Source organism: Paenibacillus xylanexedens (genome assembly GCF_001908275.1).
Classification (GTDB): domain Bacteria; phylum Bacillota; class Bacilli; order Paenibacillales; family Paenibacillaceae; genus Paenibacillus; species Paenibacillus xylanexedens_A.
Window position 1 is genome coordinate 4,507,020 of record NZ_CP018620.1, and the last position, 20,044, is coordinate 4,527,063.

At 42.6% G+C, this 20,044-nt stretch carries 21 protein-coding genes; 18 read left to right on the forward strand and 3 right to left on the reverse strand.

Annotated features, from left to right (window positions below; genetic code table 11):
• The first annotated feature begins 6 nt into the window (after window positions 1-6).
• From BS614_RS19900 to BS614_RS19910, 3 genes are all read left to right on the forward strand, one after another.
• A complete protein-coding gene (locus tag BS614_RS19900) occupies window positions 7-714 on the forward strand; it encodes a response regulator transcription factor (RefSeq protein WP_074095273.1) in 708 nt (235 codons plus the stop codon).
• A gap of 71 nt (window positions 715-785) precedes the next feature.
• Window positions 786-2,138 carry a sensor histidine kinase gene (locus tag BS614_RS19905; RefSeq protein ID WP_244898166.1) on the forward strand — a complete coding sequence of 451 codons (1,353 nt, stop codon included), beginning with the start codon at window positions 786-788 and terminating at the stop codon, window positions 2,136-2,138.
• 125 nt (window positions 2,139-2,263) lie between these two features.
• Complete coding sequence (locus BS614_RS19910) at window positions 2,264-2,968, forward strand: hypothetical protein (RefSeq protein ID WP_244898167.1); 705 nt, start codon at window positions 2,264-2,266, stop codon at window positions 2,966-2,968.
• Between the two features lie 265 nt (window positions 2,969-3,233).
• Here the strand turns inward: BS614_RS19910 and BS614_RS32600 are convergent, their stop codons facing one another.
• Entirely contained in the window at window positions 3,234-3,347 is a 114-nt protein-coding gene (locus BS614_RS32600; RefSeq protein WP_415841540.1) for a DUF5808 domain-containing protein, read from the reverse strand.
• The gene (locus BS614_RS19915; RefSeq protein WP_074095276.1) at window positions 3,328-4,140 is read right to left on the reverse strand and encodes a DUF1648 domain-containing protein; all 813 of its coding nucleotides are present in this window, start codon (window positions 4,138-4,140) and stop codon (window positions 3,328-3,330) included. The genes BS614_RS32600 and BS614_RS19915 overlap by 20 nt, the downstream gene beginning before the upstream one ends.
• 317 nt (window positions 4,141-4,457) lie before the next feature.
• On the opposite strand from BS614_RS19915, the gene BS614_RS19920 reads away from it, so the two are divergent.
• The 5 genes from BS614_RS19920 to BS614_RS19940 all read left to right on the forward strand — a co-directional run bounded on the left by BS614_RS19920 (window position 4,458) and on the right by BS614_RS19940 (window position 8,553).
• A complete protein-coding gene (locus BS614_RS19920) occupies window positions 4,458-5,432 on the forward strand; it encodes a phosphotransferase enzyme family protein (protein ID WP_074095277.1) in 975 nt (324 codons plus the stop codon).
• 87 nt (window positions 5,433-5,519) lie between these two features.
• A complete protein-coding gene (locus BS614_RS19925) occupies window positions 5,520-5,765 on the forward strand; it encodes a hypothetical protein (RefSeq protein WP_074095278.1) in 246 nt (81 codons plus the stop codon).
• A gap of 220 nt (window positions 5,766-5,985) precedes the next feature.
• Complete coding sequence (locus BS614_RS19930) at window positions 5,986-6,549, forward strand: GNAT family N-acetyltransferase (RefSeq protein ID WP_074095279.1); 564 nt, start codon at window positions 5,986-5,988, stop codon at window positions 6,547-6,549.
• A gap of 182 nt (window positions 6,550-6,731) precedes the next feature.
• Entirely contained in the window at window positions 6,732-7,307 is a 576-nt protein-coding gene (locus BS614_RS19935; protein WP_074095280.1) for a TetR/AcrR family transcriptional regulator, read from the forward strand.
• Window positions 7,308-7,512: 205 nt separating this feature from the next.
• Entirely contained in the window at window positions 7,513-8,553 is a 1,041-nt protein-coding gene (locus tag BS614_RS19940; protein ID WP_210436942.1) for an NADH:flavin oxidoreductase, read from the forward strand.
• A gap of 321 nt (window positions 8,554-8,874) precedes the next feature.
• Here the strand turns inward: BS614_RS19940 and BS614_RS19945 are convergent, their stop codons facing one another.
• Window positions 8,875-9,894: an alpha/beta fold hydrolase gene (locus BS614_RS19945; RefSeq protein WP_074095281.1), complete on the reverse strand. Its 1,020-nt coding sequence runs from the start codon at window positions 9,892-9,894 to the stop codon at window positions 8,875-8,877.
• Window positions 9,895-10,039: 145 nt separating this feature from the next.
• Here BS614_RS19945 and BS614_RS19950 point away from each other — a divergent pair, with 145 nt between their 5' ends.
• The 10 genes from BS614_RS19950 to BS614_RS19995 all read left to right on the forward strand — a co-directional run bounded on the left by BS614_RS19950 (window position 10,040) and on the right by BS614_RS19995 (window position 20,032).
• Window positions 10,040-10,948: a LysR family transcriptional regulator gene (locus BS614_RS19950; protein WP_074095282.1), complete on the forward strand. Its 909-nt coding sequence runs from the start codon at window positions 10,040-10,042 to the stop codon at window positions 10,946-10,948.
• 65 nt (window positions 10,949-11,013) lie between these two features.
• Window positions 11,014-11,730 carry a class I SAM-dependent methyltransferase gene (locus BS614_RS19955; RefSeq protein WP_074095283.1) on the forward strand — a complete coding sequence of 239 codons (717 nt, stop codon included), beginning with the start codon at window positions 11,014-11,016 and terminating at the stop codon, window positions 11,728-11,730.
• A 268-nt stretch (window positions 11,731-11,998) separates the two neighbouring features.
• Window positions 11,999-13,930 carry a fructose-1,6-bisphosphatase gene (locus BS614_RS19960; protein ID WP_074095284.1) on the forward strand — a complete coding sequence of 644 codons (1,932 nt, stop codon included), beginning with the start codon at window positions 11,999-12,001 and terminating at the stop codon, window positions 13,928-13,930.
• Between the two features lie 192 nt (window positions 13,931-14,122).
• Window positions 14,123-15,010 (forward strand): RCC1 domain-containing protein, encoded by an 888-nt coding sequence (locus BS614_RS19965; protein ID WP_074095285.1) that lies wholly within the window; start codon window positions 14,123-14,125, stop codon window positions 15,008-15,010.
• Window positions 15,011-15,328: 318 nt separating this feature from the next.
• Window positions 15,329-15,529: a cation transporter gene (locus BS614_RS19970; RefSeq protein ID WP_074095286.1), complete on the forward strand. Its 201-nt coding sequence runs from the start codon at window positions 15,329-15,331 to the stop codon at window positions 15,527-15,529.
• Between the two features lie 80 nt (window positions 15,530-15,609).
• Entirely contained in the window at window positions 15,610-17,997 is a 2,388-nt protein-coding gene (locus BS614_RS19975; protein ID WP_244898347.1) for a heavy metal translocating P-type ATPase, read from the forward strand.
• Window positions 17,998-18,025: 28 nt separating this feature from the next.
• Window positions 18,026-18,904, forward strand: a complete 879-nt coding sequence (locus tag BS614_RS19980; protein WP_342351872.1) for a hypothetical protein — start codon at window positions 18,026-18,028, stop codon at window positions 18,902-18,904.
• A 16-nt stretch (window positions 18,905-18,920) separates the two neighbouring features.
• Window positions 18,921-19,550: an NAD(P)/FAD-dependent oxidoreductase gene (locus BS614_RS19985; protein WP_210436943.1), complete on the forward strand. Its 630-nt coding sequence runs from the start codon at window positions 18,921-18,923 to the stop codon at window positions 19,548-19,550.
• 5 nt (window positions 19,551-19,555) lie between these two features.
• Window positions 19,556-19,759 carry a heavy-metal-associated domain-containing protein gene (locus BS614_RS19990; protein ID WP_074095289.1) on the forward strand — a complete coding sequence of 68 codons (204 nt, stop codon included), beginning with the start codon at window positions 19,556-19,558 and terminating at the stop codon, window positions 19,757-19,759.
• A 33-nt stretch (window positions 19,760-19,792) separates the two neighbouring features.
• A complete protein-coding gene (locus BS614_RS19995; protein ID WP_074095290.1) occupies window positions 19,793-20,032 on the forward strand; it encodes a glutaredoxin family protein in 240 nt (79 codons plus the stop codon).
• Window positions 20,033-20,044: the final 12 nt, after the last annotated feature.

Genomic DNA, 20,044 nt, shown 5'->3' on the forward strand with positions numbered 1-20,044 from the left:
TGCACATTGAAGAAAATACTTGTCATTGACGATGAAATCGCAATCAGAGATTTAATTGAGCTTGTACTGAGAAGAGAAAACTACGTCGTTCAAACGGCTGAGAACGGTAAAATAGCCCTGCAGCTGCTGGATACTTTTAGGCCGGACCTGGTGGTGCTTGATTTGATGTTGCCTGACTGCTCCGGATATGACCTGTGCAAGGAAATCACCGGGAAACGTGCCGTTCCTGTGATCATGCTCTCTGCCAAAAATGAGGTGATCGACAAGGTGTTGGGACTAGAGCTAGGGGCGGAAGATTACATGACCAAACCCTTTGACAATCGTGAATTGCTCGCTCGGATCAAGGTCATTCTGAGAAGAAACGAGAGCAAAGAGGAATCAAGTGAAGGAACAGAAGTGAAATCTACACGCATCATTCATGAAGAACTGACATTTGATCTGGAAAGCCGCAGGGTGCTGAAAAACGGTGTACCCGTGTCTTTAACGGCCAAAGAGTTTAAAATTCTGGAAACGTTACTCAAAAGGCCAGACAAAGTCTTTACCCGGGATGAGCTGCTGCAGATCGGATGGGGATATGACTTTATGGGAGACAGTCGAAGTGTAGATATGACCATCATGCGGTTAAGGAAGAAGCTGGAGGATAACGCGGACGAACCGAAATATGTCAGAACGATCTATGGATTTGGCTATCAACTTGGAGGTGGCGAGGCCTGAAGTATGCAACCCGGTTACTGCTGAATTATTTATTTTTCTCCGTGCTGTCCTTTGGCATCATCATTTTTGCGGTGAATAAAGCCATCGATTACTACAGCTTCATTACCATTGAGAAACAGATGATGGAGAAAGCGGATCTGTCCGAGTTGTCCTTCCGTGAGGTGTTATCACAGCATAGGTCATCCTCAGGAGAGCCCCAGACCAAGGAAATTGTCAGACTTGCTCTAGAGAAGCTGAAAGCTTCAGGCAAGGAAGTACGTATCTATGACAGCTCCAAGCAGTTGCTGGGCCTGGCTGTGGATGGCATCATCATTAATGATGGCAAACCGCTTATTTTTGAAAAGAATATTGAGAAAGCACTGAGCGGCAGTTATGCCTACACCGTCACGGAAAATCATCTGCTTTATTTTGCTACGCCCATTCAGGATCAATTCTACGAAAACGCTTATGTGTATGAGTTCGTGGAGGACATTTCCTACTTTTATGCGATTATGGATCAAATCCGTTATATCCTGTTTGTCGGTGCAGGCGGATTTATTGCGCTGATTACGTTATCCAGCCTGTGGATTGCCCGCAACACAACCAAGCCGATTAAACTGTTGCTTAGCGCCGCGCAAAGTTTCTCTAGGCAGGAGTTTCGGAGAGTTCATCTAAACCGGAAGGATGAGCTGGGCATGCTGGCAGATGGGCTGGATTCCATGGGGCGGCAGCTTCATGATTACATTCAGTACCAGAGGCAATTCGTCTCCAACGTATCTCACGAGTTAAAAACACCCTTGGCAGCCATTCGTGGTTTCTCTCAATACTTGGTTGAAGGGGAGACTGAGAACAAGGAGCTGCAAAAAATCTATGCTCATCTGCTGCAGGAATCGGATCGGCTGACACGCTTGATTAATGAACTGTTGTTGCTATCCCGATTCGACAAGGCTGGTTCTAACGAACTGGAAGTCGAAAAGACGGAAATGAACAAACTGATTCAGGAAGTCGCAATGAATATGGGAGCCAAGGCTAAGGATAAAGCGATCGAGATCAGAGTTAGTCAGACGGAGGAAGAACCGGATGATGAGGGTACGACAAGAGTTTACGCCAACGTAAATCCAATGCTGATGTCCCATGCGATCGCCAACCTTGTGGACAATGCCATCAAATATTCAGGCAGTCCATCGCTAATCCAATTGAAGTTGGAACATACGCCAAGCGAGGTAGTTATACGGATACGTGATCAAGGAATTGGTATCGCGGGCGATGAGCTGGAGAGAGTACAGGAACGTTTTTACCGGGCGAAAAATGCAAGCACAGCGAACGGTTCAGGTCTTGGACTTTCCATTTGCAAGGAGATTGTAGAGCGGTTTAATGGATATATCGACATGGAAAGTCAAATCGGGGAAGGTACGACCGTTACGATTGTTTTGCCTCGTGCGTAGACCTGCATCTAAACCCAAGCCTAAATAGGTAACGTTACAAGATTGGTACATTTCTGTTATGAGACTAACAAATGTTTTATTTATAATCACTTCATAAGAACAAATCACACATTTATGGAGGGATCATGATGAAGTTAACAAAGAAAGCTGCAGGTTTTATCGTACTAAGTGCTTTACTAACGGTGGCATTAACAGGCTGTCAGTCCAGTGATGCTACATCTCCAGCAACCGGACAGAACACAGCGAATGAACAAAGCAAAGGCGAAGGAGCAACCAATTCTACTGCGCCTGCTTCAGAAAATTCGGAAGAAAAGGGTGCTGAAGCTATTAAGGAAGGTTCGATGGAGAAGGAAGGCAATGTGGTCCTGAAGGAGCTTGCTTTTGTCTATAATGAGCACACCATTGCGATTTCGGATACAGCGAATGAAGATCAGATGGAACAGATGCTGGGCAAACCGGATAACCTGAAATCTCATACGTACAGTGCCGACGATGGAACAAACATGGATACGTTAATCGGTTTTACAGAAAAGGTCTATACGTATCCTGGTCTGGAGATTAAAACAATCAGTATACCGGAGGGGAAACAAGACTCCATCTTTCATATCGAAATCACAGATCCTAAGTACGCGACAGTCCGAAACATTAAAGCAGGAGACAGCCTGGATACACTCAAAAACGCCTACCCTGAGGGGAAACTGCTTGGTGATGGAGCCCCTAATGAGGAGGATGACTTCCGTTACGAGCCATCCAATTATGTGGATGTAATGTCGTTTCATATCAAGGATGCCAAGGTGGAGAGCATTCAGATCTACAGCCTTTTGGACTAATTCCAGTGATGAACATAAGAAACAATAGAGATATTATTGTTTGTGTCGAGGGACCGGAACATGATCCCATTGAAAGTCGCTAATTTAGCGGCTTTTTTTATTTTAACGGTACAAGTTTGTTCCCGAGCCAAGGACAAGAACTTGGTCCGATTACCGATTAGGTGTATACCTAATTGATGATCAACCGGCATAACATCAAAGTCGAATCACGCCACAAGTCTGCCCTAGCTAGAATACTCCGGCGAGTACTAACCTCCAAGCCTGGTTACACCACAACTAACAGTACGATAATTCCGAGAAAAATCAGCCAGCATACTGGGTGACCGAAATTTAATCCCCAGCCGACTCCGAATCTTTTCTCAACGGGGAATAGCGAAATTGATGTTAAGCAGAGATATCATATTTAGTTGCACGACGGACAACAGGATAACTATTAAGAAGCTTGCTGTAATCATAAAACCTGACCAAGTACGGCGGAAAGTTACGTCTTGTCTGATGGAACGGTTCGGATCAGTGGGTTGAACCTGCTGCTTCACTCTGCGAATACTCCGATTCTCAAATATGAACACAAGTATTAAGAACACTTGCATTATCGTAGGCATAAACACAGAACTATAAGATTTAGCTGCATAGCCGTCTACGTTCCAACTGCTGTTGTAATGGATCGGAATCTGGTCAGGAATTAGTTCGTAGTTGAGTAGCACAGTTACAGTACCAACAACAATAATGAAAACATGGATGAGGAACCACTTACTAGACAAGCTAATGTTTCTTTTCCGAAAACCAGTGTCCACTGCCATGATCGATAGTTCCAGAGCAATAGGCAGCATAGGCAGTAAACTTTTCATTTTGAAATGATAGCTAATGTTTATGACTAGGGAGATTACGACCATGGCGAGTGAATAAGTGACAATGATCCAACTTTGTTGCTTGGAATGTTCATCACCGTATATTAGGCAGATGATACAAACAATGAATAGGATGGTATGCAAGGTAGCACTAATCCTAGCATATGACTTCCGCATCTGGCGAAGAGGTTCGCTGTGAAATTGTACAGCGCTGACGGTGACCCCAAAACTAATCGTCTCTCTTGTTAAATAAGGCATGCTTATCATGAGTACAATGGTAGGTACACATACAAGGATCATTACTATAACAGGCATTATCGTCATATCATTCGCCTCCTTTTATACATAAGTGTGTATTCGAAAACTCTGTAACCTTTAGAGCATATGCGATGCATCACTATGTCTTTTGGCGTATGATATCCTTTTAACTTAGGGTAGGTAATCGACTTGAATATAAATTAATTATAATTGTTTTTATTGACTACATGGGTGAAATTAACATTTATCCAGATCTTTTTGCTACGCAGCGAACTCATCTGACAACGCAGTAAAGTTTAGTTATAATCAACTATTATCACCATAAAATAAAGTTCACTTGGTAAAATTGTGAAGTAAAAATCACATTAACTGGAGTGGATACTATGCTTTCTGAAGAAGATTATGCGAAGGTGGCGAAAGAAGCTTTACATCAATACCCAATCTATTGGGAAAAACTTGTGTATCTCGGAAAGAGTGATAATGTTACATTTCAAGTTCAGACCAACGAAGATCATCAAAAGTTTCTTATCAAAATCCATATCTCAACGATTTCCATTCAATCAAAAGGGAATATCGCATCAGAGCTTATTTGGCTTGAAGCTTTGGTTAAAGATACAAATCTCGTCGTACCTGTACCTGTTAAAAATCTTCAAGGTGATCTGGTAACAGAAATCTCAACTGATCTTAGCGAAAATACAATCATGGTGACTATTCATCATTGGATTCATGGAAGCGTACTTCAAAGAGAGCCAACAAGTAATGAAACTGAAAATTTAGCTCTCTTAATAGCGGCTCTACATAAACATTCTATGCAGTGGAATGCACCTGAAGGCTTTAATAGACCAATATACAATTCTGATCATTTATATTCATCACTTAATCAATTAAAACGGTTAGTAAATTTAGAGCTTATCTCAAGCGAAGTGTTTGTTCATGTGGAAGAGTCAGCACATAAAATAGCAAATGTGATACAAAATTATAAACGTTTGCCAAGTAACTGGGGAGTTATTCATTCTGACCTTCATGAGAGTAACTATGTATTTTATGAGGATACTCCTCGACCTATAGATTTTTCGAATTGTGGCTATGGCTTTTATTTATTTGATATGGCTGAAACATTTTTGCATCTTTCATCAGATAATAGGAAAGTATTTATTTCATCGTATAGCAAAGTAAATCGACTGGAAGAGAATTATGTCGAGTTATTAGAGGCATTTTTTATTTGGTCAATCATTAGGACTTTCGCATTCCATTCTCTAAATCCAAATGAACAACAATCCTTAGCGACAAATTTTCCATCAGTTATTCAAAACTATTTTAAGAAATATCTTAAAGGAGAGAAATTTTTGTTGAACTAAGGAGTAGTTAGTGAAATTTCCCGTTTGAGATAACGTTATAATATAATCAGAGTTCAAGACATGAATACAATAAATGGAGGGGTAGGATTGAACAAGTATGTGTTACATATAGTTGCAAGTGTAATTTGCATATTGTTACCTGCTGTTGGTCTCTTATATGTTTTGTGGGATAGCCACCAACCCAAAATAGGACCTGTAGGAGACGGAAAACCGAATTATCCTTCAATATCTCAATGGATATCCATTGGCTCTTCTTTTATTCTTGGAGTAGTTAATTTACCTCTTTCCATAATTCGATATAGACAAAAGACTAAAGAAGATATTAAAAGTTAATGCTTATTACGCTGACGGGCAGGATAGATGAATTTTGTGAATATACGCCAGGTATGCGAACGATAAAAACATAAACTTTTAAGATTAAAGACATGCTACAGTCTTCAGAATCGCAGAATTCGTCAAAGGAAGTATAAAAGAACTAGGCAGTAGAGTGCCTATCGTCAGGCAAGAGAAGGGTGATCACGATAAATCTGAATTAAAGCTGGAGGCGAATGAGATGCTGGAATTAGAGTTTACGACTATAGAGGAGTGGGATGAAGCATTGTGGGCACGGATGGAGCGAATCTATCATGAGGCTTTTCAAAGCGGTGCTAAGACAAAAGCGATTCTGCGCAGTATGCTGGACCGGAAAATTGGTAATTTACACATGGGCGTGCATCATGGTGAAGTGGTTGCGATGGCTGTTACTGGACTGGAGGGGAAGGCTGCGGACCGCATTCTGATCATCGATTACCTCGCGGTTGAACAGAAGTTGCGTGGGTGGGGCATAGGGACCTGGATGCTAGAGCAGCTCAGAGCCTGGGCGTTAAGGGAACACCGGATCAAAGGTATGATTATCGAGGCGGAGTTCGGGACAACGGAGTCTCATCAGGAACGCATTCAGTTCTGGCAACGCAACGGGTTCATCCTAACCTCCTATGTCCATCAATATAGAATGGTGCCAGAGCCGTATCAGGCAATGATGCTGCCACTGGATACAAGTACGCATGTGCCTGATGATGGTGAAGCACTGTTTCGTTATATCAATGCTTTTCACAAGGCTGCTTACCGGAAGAGTTAGACCGCATTCAATGGGGTAGTGGAAATGAATGGGGATAAACATTCTCTTTTGTGTTTAGTTTAATGTAAGGACTATTAAAAACGGACATATGAAGAACCCGTCTTCACACTTTTGGGAGGATCGGTGCTGATGTAAAATGATCAGTTCTTGACTACATGGTCAATAACTGATACATTAATCCCATGAGCAGACCAAGAGAATTTGATGTCGATCGTGTATTACACCAGTCTATGGAAGTGTTCTGGAATCAAGGCTTCAAAGCAACTTCTTATGAGGACCTTACGCGTACTACAGGAGTCAAAAAGCAAAGTTTGTACTGTGTTTTTAAAGACAAACGATCGTTGTTCCTGAAGGCGCTGGCACTTTACCGTGAACAGGTTATAGCGAAACTGAAAGAGATTGAAGCCCTGGATTCGTCTCCCGTTGATAAACTGGATACCTTACGATATTCCCTTTTAGACGATGAAACTAGCTGCCAAGGATGTCTAATTGTGAATGCATCACTCGAATTCGGAACAGATGACGAGCAGGTCACACGCGAAGCTGAGCTCATGGCAGAAGAGATTCAACTGGTATTAGAGAAGATCATAAGTAGTGGCCAGTATCAACAGTTAATTTCCAACCGGTATACGAGTATAGAGCTTGCATCTTATCTAAATAACACCATTCTTGGTGTGAGAGTTATGGAGAAATCAGGTTCATCCCGTGAACAGATCGAGACGGTTCTGCGTACTTCATTTGGCATGATCATGTCTTGATCTTTTTTTTGTGAAATTCTTGACTACGAAGTCAAAAATAATTAAAGGCGGATTAATACACCACGAAACCTTGAAGGAGGTGGGGCTTTTCGTTAAAAATCGTGTATTGATTCATTTGGAAATAACGTCTAGCTGTTAACCAGGCTGGTTGCTGTTTAACATCTCCTAGGTCAATTTATATAAAACGAAATATGTGGAGGTTATTATGAATTATTCTCAATCCGTAGAAGCATTGTTCCAACCTATAGAGTTAGGTCACTTGAAGTTATCCAATCGGATCGTGATGGCGCCGATGACGCGTCAATTTTCTCCGGACGGTATCCCGGGTTCGAATGTTGCGGGCTATTACCGCCGCAGAGCAGAGAACGCAGTGGGGCTTATAGTGACAGAAGGGACAATAATTAATCATCCGGATGCATCCAATCAAGCCAATGTGCCGCACTTTTATGGCGAAGCTGCAATGAATGGTTGGGCACATGTTGTATCTGAAGTACATGAAGCTGGTGGTCGAATTATTCCACAGATCTGGCATATGGGAGCCAAAGGTCATGTTAATGATTATTCGGAAGCTGAGATCGCTACAATCGTTCAGGAATTCGCACAAGCAGCCTCAGAAGCGAAACGCGTTGGGTTCGATGGTGTTGAAATCCATGGAGCACACGGCTATCTGATCGACCAATTCCTGTATGAGAAAACCAACTCTCGTACGGATCGTTACGGTGGAGATATGATGGCTCGCACACGTTTTGCAGTTGAAGTGATAGAGGCTTGCCGTGAAGTAGTGGGACCGGAATTCACGATTGTACTGCGTTTATCTCAGTGGAAGACAGATGATTATCAGGCTAAATTGGCTGAAACACCGGAATTACTGGAGCAGCTTCTCGCACCGTTGGTTCACGCTGGAGTCGATATCTTCCACTGTTCCACACGCCGTTTCTGGGAGCCGGAATTCGAAGGGTCTGATCTGAATTTTGCTGGTTGGACCAAAAAACTGACTGGTAAACCGACAATCACTGTTGGATCGATTGGTCTTGATGGTGACTTTACAAGTCTGTTTACAGAAGGTAAAGGCGCAAGTAACGTCGGTATAGAGGGATTAGTACAACGACTTCAGAATGATGAGTTTGATCTGGTTGCTGTAGGCCGTGCTCTTCTAGTCGACCCTGAATGGGCTAAGAAAATTCAAGAAGGACGTACTGATGATCTGGTTCCATTCACAAGAGAGGCGATGACTGTACTTACTTAATTGTAGTTATAATCATTAGGAATATGTATTAATCAAACACACCTTCAAGAGAATGAAACCTTGTCGTAAGATAGGGAGATCATCTTGGAGGTGTGTTTGTAATGGCAACCAGAGTGAGTTATAAGGTGGAACTAAAGATGAAAGACATAGAAATGAGACTGGCAGAGGATGCAAAAGAAACATCGGAATAAGGTCCTCAACTTCATTATTGCTGGTTCCTTAATTTCTACATCATCACTCAACAACACCACTGCTTGGGGGAGCTCTCCCTCCTAAAGATCAACGCTTCTGTTCACTGAATTCGTTAAAGCAAGTGACGATCTATTCATTAGTGCTAAGTGACAACAAGTGTTTTAGATTGTCATCAATAAATTGATTATCGGCACTGTTGATTCCACGACCGGCAAAATGGCCCCAGATCGAGTGGATTGGTTTCAAGACAGCATTAGGTATACGCTTAGCTTCGTATTCATTATCGGCCGCAGTGCAGAAGAGATCCGTGCTTCCCGGCATGATACAGGCATAAGCTTTTATGCTCTGAAGTGCTTTATCAAAGTCTCCGTTATAGGCGGGGTTTTCACTGATATCTGCATGTTGTCCTGTCCATAACATGGCTAGAACATTATGTGGATCCATATTCATAAAGCTATTTTCCCAGACACCAGCTACAAAATCCTCCAATGTGTCAAATCCCATCTCACGGTATAGCTCTTCTCTATAAAACGCATGTGATAATCCCCATCCCGCATACACCCGACCAACGGCACGCATGTCTGTCGAACTTAGTTGGTTTAATTTACTTGAGTCGAAGCCGACAGCAGATAGCAATGAAGCTTTCACGCCTTCCAGGACCACAAATGTGTGAGGCCAAGGTTTGGCGATGCCTCCGAAAGGTGCGATTCGTTCGACCATCTCCGGGTAACTTGCCCCCCATTGAAATGCCTGAATACCACCCATCGACCACCCGACAACGAGAGCAATCTTTTCAATACCGAATTTTTCGGTCAGCAGTTGGTGCTGGAAACGTACGTTGTCATAGATGGTTACCTGTGGAAAGTTAGCGCGATCGAATGGAGGAGGCGTGTTACTGGGAGAGGAAGAGAGTCCATTGCCCAGCAAATTGGAAACGATAATAAAATATTTCTCTGGATCAAGTGCCATCCCGCTGCCAATGAGCCATTCATTCTGAACATGCTGATCTCCAAAAGCCGTTGGATAGACAATAACATTGTCTTTCTGTTCATTTAATTTTCCGTAAGTTTGATAAGCGAGATAAGCGTTTGGTAACGTCACTCCTGATTGTAAGAGTACATCACCCAAATTAAAAATTTCATAATCCATCGTATAATTGCTCCCTTCAAAATGAAAAACCACAGGTTCACTGTGATTTCTTGTACTCAGTATAGAGCTGTGATACTCTCAATAAAAGTGAATAGAATTCAAGATAGTATTCAATAAAATTGAAAGATGAAGGAGGGATCATTGGATGGAATTGCGTCAACTGAATACGTTTTGTACGGTTGCAAAAACATTGAATTTCACGCGGGCAGCAGAAGTGCTGAGCTACGTTCCTTCCAACGTCACGATGCAAATTAAAGCATTGGAAGATGAGCTAGGTGTTCGCCTCTTTGATCGGTTGGGCAAGCAACTCGCGCTCACAACTGCGGGTAAACGCTTTTTAACACACGCCCAAGGTGTTCTTGAAAAAATGGACGAAGCTCGTAGTGCTGTCCATGATAATGAAAAACTAAGTGGTACCTTAACGATAAGTGCAAATGAGGTTATTTGCTCCTACCGGCTTCCACCTATCTTCCAACGGTTTCGTTCGCAGCATCCGGGAGTTCGCCTAATTTTCCGCTCAGTGCCGAATCAAGAGCTCAAGCAAACGCTCTTTGAGGGAACCACGGATATTGTTTATATGTTGGATGAACCTATTCGCTCGAGTGGACTTTCCGTGGAACCTTTGCTGGAAGAACATTTCCGATTGTTAGCAGCTCCAGATCACCCACTCGCCAAACGAACGGTGCTGCAATTGGAAGATTTCCATGAAGAAGTGTTCCTGACAAATGAGAAGGGTTGTCCCTATCGAACGATGTTTGATCGGTCATTTGAAAAAGAGGGCATTGATAGCATTACATATTTAGAGTTTCAAAGTGCTGAAGCCATTAAACAATGTGCAATTTCAGGAATCGGTATTGCCTTTCTTCCTGAGATCGTCGCGAAATCTGAAGTTGAACGTGGAGAACTTGTTGTCCTCCCATCGCAAATTTCGGACTTGCAGGTATATACACAGATGTTGTGGCATAAAGACAAGTGGCTTTCACCAATCATGTTATCTTTCATAGAAGCAACCAGGGAAGTTATTGGTTCACTGAATGAGACTAAAACTGTATAGTTTATGTATGAGGCATCAAACTGTTGAGCACAGTAAACGCTGTTGAAAGTGGGGAGACATTATATATGATTCCATTAGTATACGACCAGATTAACCATTGGGGAAAAGATGATGAATTTTTCCTTGCATTGTTAAAGAGATTACAAGTAGAATCTATAGCTGACCTGGGCTGTGGAACAGGAAGATGGACCACTCATCTTGTTCAGTGCGGTTATAAAATTACCGCTATAGATCCCAATGAAGAAGCGATTGAAATGGCGAGAAGTAAAGATAATTCTGGAAATGTGAATTGGATTATAGGTGATAGTGCGGATTTACAAACCAATACCTATGATGCGGTAATCATGACAGCCAATGTTGCACAGGTATTTCTTACAGATGATAGTTGGAAGCGGGTAATCTCGGACGTATTCCGATCCCTAAAAAATGGGGGTCACTTTATTTTTGATACAAGAAACCCTTTGGTAAAAGTATGGGAAGAATGGGAGAAGGACAAAACTCCTGACTTAGCTAAAGATAGACTAAACGGAGATCCTTTAGAAATCTATACAGAATATGAAGGGTTTGAGGGAGATATTTACACTTTCTACGAAATGGTAAAAAATACAAAAACAGATGAAGTGTTAGTTCATGAAAAAATGCAGCTGAGGTTTCGAAATCAAGAAGAATTCGATGAGTCGCTGAAACAAATAGGTTTCTCAAAAATTGAAACATACGGTGATTGGGAGTTTAAAGAAGCAAATTCTGAGAATAGATCGTTTATTTTTCATTGTGTAAAATAGCAGTTAGTTAAAAAATGTCGAGGGACAAAGACATGATCCCATTGAAAGTCGCTATTTTAGCGGCTTTTTTATTTTTACAAACATTGTTTCGTTCAAAATCCATTCAATGAAATTTGTTCATATATGATGAACTGGAGTATGATGGGGGAAGGCGTTGCTGATAATTATCATATAATCAATGCAAAGTATAGAGTGTAATTTGATATAGGTCTAAAGCTTTTGGACCCGGCTATACAACACCATACTTCCTTGAAGGGGGACATCTGTTTTGGATGAGCAGTTTCTAGATTTATTGGCCGAGAAATATGATACGGAAGAAAAAATCATAACAGAGATCATCAACCTTGAAGCGATCTCCAATCTCCCGAAAGGAACCGAGCATTTTGTCAGTGATTTGCATGGGGAGTTCCAGGCTTTTCAACATGTACTAAGAAACGGTTCGGGTACCGTCAAAGAGAAAATCAAAGAATTATTCCGGGAGGTTTGGACGGATCAAGAAATCAATGATTTTGCGGCGTTGGTTTATTACCCGGAAGAAAAAATACAGCTGGTTATAGGGGAACTGAGCAATAAACAGGCTTTGAACCAGTGGTATAGACTAACAATTGAACACATGCTTAAGCTTATTTCTTATGCCTCTTCCAAGTATACACGCTCAAAATTGCGTAAAGCGCTGCCGGAGCAATATGTATATATTGTAGAAGAGCTTCTATACAAGACGGATTCGACCAACAATAAGGATCCTTATTACGAGGAAATATATCGGCAAATTATATCCTTGGGCCAGGCGGACAATCTCATTATCGGCCTTGCTTATACGACACAGCGCCTGGTGGTTGACCATCTTCATGTGGTTGGAGATATCTATGACCGGGGGCCGTACCCTGATAAAATTATGGATACACTAATCAACTACCATTCTGTAGACATTCAGTGGGGTAACCATGATGTCCTCTGGATCGGAGCCTACGCGGGTTCTCTGGCCTGCCTTGCAAATATTATTCGGATCTGCGCCAGATACGACAATCTGGACATCATTGAAGATGTATACGGAATCAATCTGCGCCCACTGCTAAACCTGGCGGAGAAATATTATGAAGACAATCCGCCCTTCAGACCTAAGCTACAGGCTGGCCATAATGTATCAGAGCAGGAAATTCTGCAGATCACCAAAATTCACCAAGCCATTGCCATGATTCAGTTTAAACTTGAAATCCCGATTATCAAGAGACGCCCATACTTTAATATGTCTGAAAGACTTTTGCTGGAGCAGATTGATTACGACAACAATGAAATCAACATCTGCGGTAAAACGTACCTGCTGGAAAACACCTGTTTTGCAACCGTAAATCCGCAGAAGCCTGAACAATTGCTGGAGGAAGAACGCCAGGTGATGGAAAAGCTGCTGTTCTCCGTTCAGCATTCCGAAAAGATGGCCAGACATATGAATTTTCTCATGAAAAAGGGCAGCCTTTATTTAAAATACAACGGGAATTTGTTAATCCACGGCTGCATTCCTTTGGATGAAGAAGGAAATATGGAAGAAATGCAGATTGAAGACAAGACATATGCGGGCCGTCAATTGCTTGATGTTTTTGAAGATTATTTACGTTACGCCTTTGCGCATCCGGAAGAGACAGAAGATCTGGCGACGGATATGGTATGGTACATCTGGACAGGGGAGTGCTCCTCGCTCTTTGGAAAGAGAGAAATGACCACTTTTGAACGGTACTTTATCCAAGATAAAGAAGCACATAAGGAGAGAAAAAATCCTTACTACCATTTACGTGAAAATGAAGAGACCTGTCGAAAAATCTTACAGGAGTTTGATTTGAATCCCGATCATGGACATGTCATTAACGGTCACACGCCAGTCAAAGAAAGTCGTGGAGAGAGCCCTGTTAAAGCAAACGGAAAAATGATCGTGATTGACGGCGGTTTCTCCAAAGCCTATCAATCCACAACGGGCATTGCCGGATATACCTTGTTGTACAATTCCTTTGGCATGCAGCTCGTCGCCCATCAGAAATTTAACTCAAAAGAAGATGTGTTATGTAACGGAACGGACGTATTATCTCTAAAAAGATTGGTGGACAAAGAACTGGCACGGAAACTGGTGAGGGAAACCAATGTCGGGGAAAAGCTACTGCAGAAAATCTCAAATTTGAAGGATCTATTAGACTATCGCCACATGAAATGAAACGATTGCTAAAAGTACACATTCGGAGCAACCGTTTGAGTGCAATTGGACGTAGACGCTCGTATTGGGCAGGGAAGTAAGAATACCCTGCCTGTGCGAGCCTTTCTTTTGTAACAGTGCGATTTAACAACAAACTTTATGACTTACAATTGAACTAACGGCGGATTTTCAATTGGTGGAGGGGAGAAAGATATGGACTACAACTCACGGAATGAAGCTGTTTTTGAGACGAAACGGTTCCGTAACTGTACCATAGCGGCGGGTCGCCGTCATACCGTTGCTCTTAGATCTGACGGAACAGTAATAGCTGTGGGTGATAATAAACACGGTCAATGTAAGGTAAGCGATTGGTGCCATATTGTCGCAGTTGCGGTTGGTAATGTTCATATGGCTACGAACACCGGTAATGCACATACCGTTGGTCTTAAATCTGATGGGACTGTTACAGCTATAGGTTGGAATAAGCATGACCAATGCAATGTAAGCGAATGGCGTGATATAGTAACCGTTTCGGCAGGTTGGTGCCGTACGGTTGGGGTTAAATCAGATGGCACCGTGGTTGCGGTGGGGCGAAATAATGAAGGTGAATGCAACGTGAGCAACTGGCATGATATTGTATCGGTCACGACGGGTGACTGGCATACAGTCGGTCTAAAAATAGACGGATCGGTAACAGCAGTTGGTAACAATAAGTATAACCAATGTAGCATAAACGACTGGAGCGACATATTGGCTGTTTCGGCGGGGTATCTTCATACTGTTGGGCTTAGATCGGATGGCACGGTAGTGGCTGTGGGTAGAAATAATGATGGTGAATGCGATGTAAGCGGTTGGCGCGATATTGTAGCAGTTGCAGCAGGGAGTTATCATACTGTTGGTCTTAAGTCCGACGGTACGATGGTTGCTGTGGGTTCGAATAAACATCACCAATGCGATGTAAGTGGCTGGTACGAAATTCGAGCTGTTTCGGCGGGGTGTGCCCATACGATTGGACTGAAATCGGATGGTACGATGGTTGCTGTGGGTGATAATGATTATGGACAATGTGATGTAAGCGGATGGAGTAACATCCAACAATAAATAAGGGAATTTTATATCGAGGAACAAGAACATGTTCCCGTTGAAGTCGCTATTATAGCGGCTTTTTTGTTTTATCGGTACAAGCTTTATTCCCAAGTCAAGGACAAGAACATGGTCCGATTACCAATCAGCGTATAAATAATCGGTTCTTCTATCCATAAATTCATTGATCTAACGAGAAAGATAGTCCATATAGGGTAGGGGGGTATTGTATTGTACAAGAGCTTGATGAGACCTGAAAAACTGGCCTCGAGAGTTTAGCCCATCGTTTAGGTCAAACTAAACCAAAAAATCACCCACAAGAAGGGACGAAATAAGATGAAAAACATTGTTTTGAATCTACAAGGTATGAGCTGCCAACATTGTGTAAACTCCATCGAAGGTGCTCTGAAAGAAATCGGAGTGAGTGGCACGGTGAACCTCAGTGATGATTCGGTTGAAGCGACGTATGATAAAAATCAAGTCTCCTTGGAGCAAATTAAAGAAGTTATTGAAGAGCAAGGCTACGAAGTAGCGTAAGCAATGGACGATGAGGGGAGTGAGTAATTGTGGCAACAGCAGAGGCTCAGACAAAACAGTCGAGTATACAAATTACAGGTATGACCTGTGCAGCTTGTGCAAACAAAATCGAAAAAGGCCTCGGCAAAATGGACGGGGTCACATCAGCGAATGTTAACTTTGCTTTGGAAAAGGCAAGTGTAACGTATGATCCCACGAAAGTGGAAATGAAAGAACTTGAGGAAAAAATCAAAAAACTTGGATATGGTTCCGTTTCAGAAGTTGCGCAATTCAATCTTGAAGGCATGACCTGTGCAGCATGTGCGAACAAAATTGAAAAAGGCCTGAACAAGCTGCCCGGCGTGACTAACGCTTCAGTAAACTTCGCCATGGAAACTGCCCGAGTTGAATTTTCCCCTGGTGAAGTTTCCATCGAAGACATGAAAAACAAGGTGAAAAAACTTGGTTATACGGCGATCGTGAAGGCAGACGGTTCCAGTGGTGGTGCAAGTGACCATCGTGCTAAAGAACTGAGTAATCAAAAACGGAAATTACTGATTTCGGCCATTCTTTCCTTGCCGTTGTTGTGGACTATGGTAGGTCACTTCTCGTTCACTTCATGGATCTATGTACCGGAATTGTTTATGAATCCGTGGTTCCAACTAATTCTGGCTACACCAGTACAATTTTATATTGGTAGACAGTTCTATGTGGGTGCGTATAAGGCTCTCCGAAACGGGAGTGCCAACATGGATGTGTTGGTATCACTTGGTACCTCTGCAGCCTACTTCTATAGTTTGTATTTGACCATTCAATGGTCAAGTATGGCTGACGGGATGCATCATGGTCCATCCCTCTATTATGAAACGAGTGCGGTCCTTATTACATTGGTTCTTATGGGTAAATTGTTTGAATCACTTGCTAAAGGCCGAACATCAGAGGCTATTAAATCACTGATGAGTCTGCAGGCGAAGACGGCATTAGTGGTTCGGGATGGCAAAGAACTTACCATTCCAGTGGATGAAGTCATTGTAGGAGATGTTGTCCTTATTCGTCCAGGAGATAAAGTACCTGTAGACGGAGAGGTGCTGGAAGGAATTTCATCTGTAGATGAATCCATGCTTACGGGTGAAAGCCTTCCAGTAGAGAAAAAAGTCGGAGATGCTGTGATTGGAGCTACGATTAATAAAAATGGTATTCTTCGGATCAAAGCAACCAAAGTAGGTAAAGAAACCGCTCTTGCACAAATTATTAAAGTTGTTGAAGAAGCTCAGGGATCAAAAGCACCAATTCAGCGGGTAGCCGATGTGATCTCGGGCATATTCGTCCCGATCGTTGTAGGGATTGCAATAGTTGCTTTTGTGGTTTGGTACTTCTGGGTTACACCAGGCGATTTTGCAGGTTCGTTAGAAAAAGCAATTGCGATTCTTGTTATCGCATGTCCTTGTGCACTTGGACTTGCAACCCCAACATCCATTATGGCGGGGTCTGGTCGTTCGGCTGAACTAGGGGTGTTGTTCAAAGGCGGGGAACATCTGGAACAGACACATAAAATTGATGCGATCCTTCTGGATAAAACCGGTACTGTTACAAAAGGTAAACCTGAATTGACTGACGTCGTCGCTCTTGGCAATGAAAATGAATTCCTGAAACTTGTTGGAGCTGCAGAGAAAAATTCTGAGCATCCACTTGCAGAAGCCATCGTTGTGGGCATCCAGGAACGAAATATCGAACTACCAGGAACACAATCCTTTGAAGCATTTCCGGGTTTCGGAATCCAGGCAATGGTTGAAGGTAAACAGCTACTCGTGGGTACACGTCGACTGATGGAAAAGTATAATATCGATGCAAAAGCAGCTTATCATTCGATGTCACGTCTGGAAGAAGCGGGCAAAACCGCGATGCTGGTTGCCATTGATGGTCAATATGCAGGTATGGTCGCTGTAGCGGACACGATTAAAGAAACTTCGAAAGCTGCAGTGAGCCGTCTGAAAGAAATGGGCATTCAGGTCATTATGATTACAGGTGACAATGAACGGACAGCAAAAGCCATCGCTGCTCAAGTAGGTATTGACCACGTTCGTGCAGAGGTCTTGCCGGAAGGAAAAGCGGAAGAAGTGAAAAAACTGCAATCTCAAGGTAAAAAAGTGGCGATGGTTGGCGATGGTATCAACGATGCACCGGCTTTGGCAACTGCAGATATTGGTATGGCGATTGGTACGGGGACAGATGTAGCGATGGAAGCAGCTGATGTAACACTCATGCGCGGCGATCTATCCAGTATTCCTGATGCTATCTACATGAGTCGTAAGACCATGCGCAACATTAAGCAAAACTTGTTCTGGGCACTTGGTTACAACACTTTAGGCATCCCTATTGCAGCTATCGGTCTGTTAGCACCATGGGTTGCAGGCGCAGCGATGGCCTTGAGTTCGGTATCCGTCGTTCTAAACGCCCTGCGATTGCAACGCGTAAAAGTACGTCACTAGTCAATGTACTAGAATAGGAGCGAACATAATGATGATGAGGAGTAAAAAAATCATGCTAATGTTAACCGGTGTTTTAGCTTTCGGTGTGTTGTCTGCTTGCGGAACCTCTAAAGAAAGTGCACATACAGATGGACATGGTGGTATGAATCATACTGAGATGAATTCTGAAACTGAAGGTGCGAGTCATGATCATGCAGGGCCTCACGCTGATTCAACAGCAAGTAGCCCTAAAGCCTCGTTCTCCTTTGCATCAGATGTGAAGGCCAATGAAAATTCGCATCTGACAATCCAAATCACGGACGCCGATGGAAATCCGGTTAATGAATTTGAAATGGGCCACGAAAAACGAATGCACCTTATCGTGGTGAGTAAAGATCTTTCTTACTTTAATCACATTCATCCTGATTATAAAGGCGATGGAAAGTTTGCGATTGAAACTTCATTTCCAGCCGGTGGCGAATACAAAATCCTTGCCGACTTTGTTCCAAAAGGTGGAGCGAGTACTACACTCAGTGAATGGGTGAACGTTGGGGGACAAGAAAAAGCCCAAAAGCCTGTTCAAGCGGATTCCAACCTTGTAAAAGAAGTGGATGGTAAAAAAATCGAACTTTCATTGAGTACCAAAAAGGCCAACAACGACGTAAATCTGACCTTTAATATCATGGATGCGTCAACGAACGAAGGGATTAATAATCTTGAACAATACCTCGGTGCTGTAGGTCATGTTGTTATCCTTTCTGAGGATGCAGAGCAATATCTGCATGTTCATCCAACAGAGGAAAAGGCAACAGGTCCAAAAGCGGAGTTTATGACCTCCTTCCCGCATAGCGGAATCTATAAAATCTGGGGCCAATTCCAACATGATGGGGAAGTCTTTACAGTACCTTTCGTAGTAGATGTAATGTGAGTAAAGAGGTATGCGCATGGAAAATAAAATTAAAATAGCGATTAGTCCAGCAATCCAACTTGGTGGAAGCTTATTCACTCCGGAGCAACTAGTTAAAATCGGCGCGATTATTGGTCCAGATTCAAAAGTGGAAATGACACCCTTTAAGCAACTCTACGTAGAAGTATCGATTGAACAACGAGATCAGATCAAAAATGAACTTGAGAATCACGGACTTGAAGTAAATCCTGCAGGATTTGTAACCAAAGGTCTGATCGCTTGCAACTTTTGTAGAGGTGCAGAAGAAGCAGGCATGGAAACAGCCAAAAATTTAAATCAGGCCATTTCCGGTATCGATACGCCTGCACCACTCAAGATTGGATATGCTGGATGCGCCTTAGGCACAAGTGAACCGTTGATTAAGGATATTGGGATCGTAAAGATGCGCGATAAGTTCGATGTTTATGTTGGTAGCGAGTCGAAGGGGCTTAAACCCTCCTTCGCCAAGCTGCTACATTCCGGATTAACGGAGGATCAGCTTATTCCATTCGTTACCGCAATTATTGATTATTATAAGATGCATGCAAAAGGCAAAGAAAAGTTCAGCAAATTCGTTAATCGAATGACACTGGAAAACTTGAAGTTTATGACGCTTGAAAGGGGGTGAAAACAGTGAAAGAAGCAACTGTAAAAATTCAAGGTATGTCTTGCCGTTCTTGTGTATCTAAAATTGAAGGTGCAATTAGCGCTCTTGGCGCTGAAGGCCACGTTAATTTTGAACAAGGAACAGTAGAACTTCGATTTGACGAATCTAAAGTTCAAATCGCTGAAATTGAAGAAGCGATCCGTAAAAAAGGATATAACATCGGAGCGTAATATATATTGAAATACAAGGGAGAGTAATTGGGCATGACGGAATCCATTCAGATTTATTCAATCCCAACCTGCAGCGATTGCAATTATGCTAAACGTTACTTTAAAGAGCATGAGCTTCCCTATACGGATTACAATTGTGAAGAAGATGCCAAGTACGCTGAGGAAGTCTGGAAGTTGACTGGAAAACAGGTTGTTCCAACCATTGTCATTGGAGATAAGGTTTTTGTAGGCTTTGCCGAAAATCTCACTGAAATCAGTGAGTTAGTTAAGTAACTGTTATGACCC

Bases quoted from the DNA above. Each gene is read 5' to 3' on its own strand.
- BS614_RS19930 (WP_074095279.1), top strand. From the start codon at position 5,986: ATGCTGGAATTAGAGTTTACGACTATAGAGGAGTGGGATGAAGCATTG.
- BS614_RS19910 (WP_244898167.1), top strand. From the start codon at position 2,264: ATGATGAAGTTAACAAAGAAAGCTGCAGGTTTTATCGTACTAAGTGCT.
- BS614_RS19955 (WP_074095283.1), top strand. From the start codon at position 11,014: ATGATTCCATTAGTATACGACCAGATTAACCATTGGGGAAAAGATGAT.
- BS614_RS19915 (WP_074095276.1), bottom strand. From the start codon at position 4,140: ATGACGATAATGCCTGTTATAGTAATGATCCTTGTATGTGTACCTACC.
- BS614_RS19965 (WP_074095285.1), top strand. From the start codon at position 14,123: ATGGACTACAACTCACGGAATGAAGCTGTTTTTGAGACGAAACGGTTC.
- BS614_RS19995 (WP_074095290.1), top strand. From the start codon at position 19,793: ATGACGGAATCCATTCAGATTTATTCAATCCCAACCTGCAGCGATTGC.
- BS614_RS19940 (WP_210436942.1), top strand. From the start codon at position 7,513: ATGAATTATTCTCAATCCGTAGAAGCATTGTTCCAACCTATAGAGTTA.
- BS614_RS19970 (WP_074095286.1), top strand. From the start codon at position 15,329: ATGAAAAACATTGTTTTGAATCTACAAGGTATGAGCTGCCAACATTGT.
- BS614_RS19975 (WP_244898347.1), top strand. From the start codon at position 15,610: ATGACCTGTGCAGCTTGTGCAAACAAAATCGAAAAAGGCCTCGGCAAA.
- BS614_RS19950 (WP_074095282.1), top strand. From the start codon at position 10,040: ATGGAATTGCGTCAACTGAATACGTTTTGTACGGTTGCAAAAACATTG.
- BS614_RS19985 (WP_210436943.1), top strand. From the start codon at position 18,921: ATGGAAAATAAAATTAAAATAGCGATTAGTCCAGCAATCCAACTTGGT.
- BS614_RS19920 (WP_074095277.1), top strand. From the start codon at position 4,458: ATGCTTTCTGAAGAAGATTATGCGAAGGTGGCGAAAGAAGCTTTACAT.
- BS614_RS19980 (WP_342351872.1), top strand. From the start codon at position 18,026: ATGATGATGAGGAGTAAAAAAATCATGCTAATGTTAACCGGTGTTTTA.
- BS614_RS19935 (WP_074095280.1), top strand. From the start codon at position 6,732: ATGAGCAGACCAAGAGAATTTGATGTCGATCGTGTATTACACCAGTCT.
- BS614_RS19945 (WP_074095281.1), bottom strand. From the start codon at position 9,894: ATGGATTATGAAATTTTTAATTTGGGTGATGTACTCTTACAATCAGGA.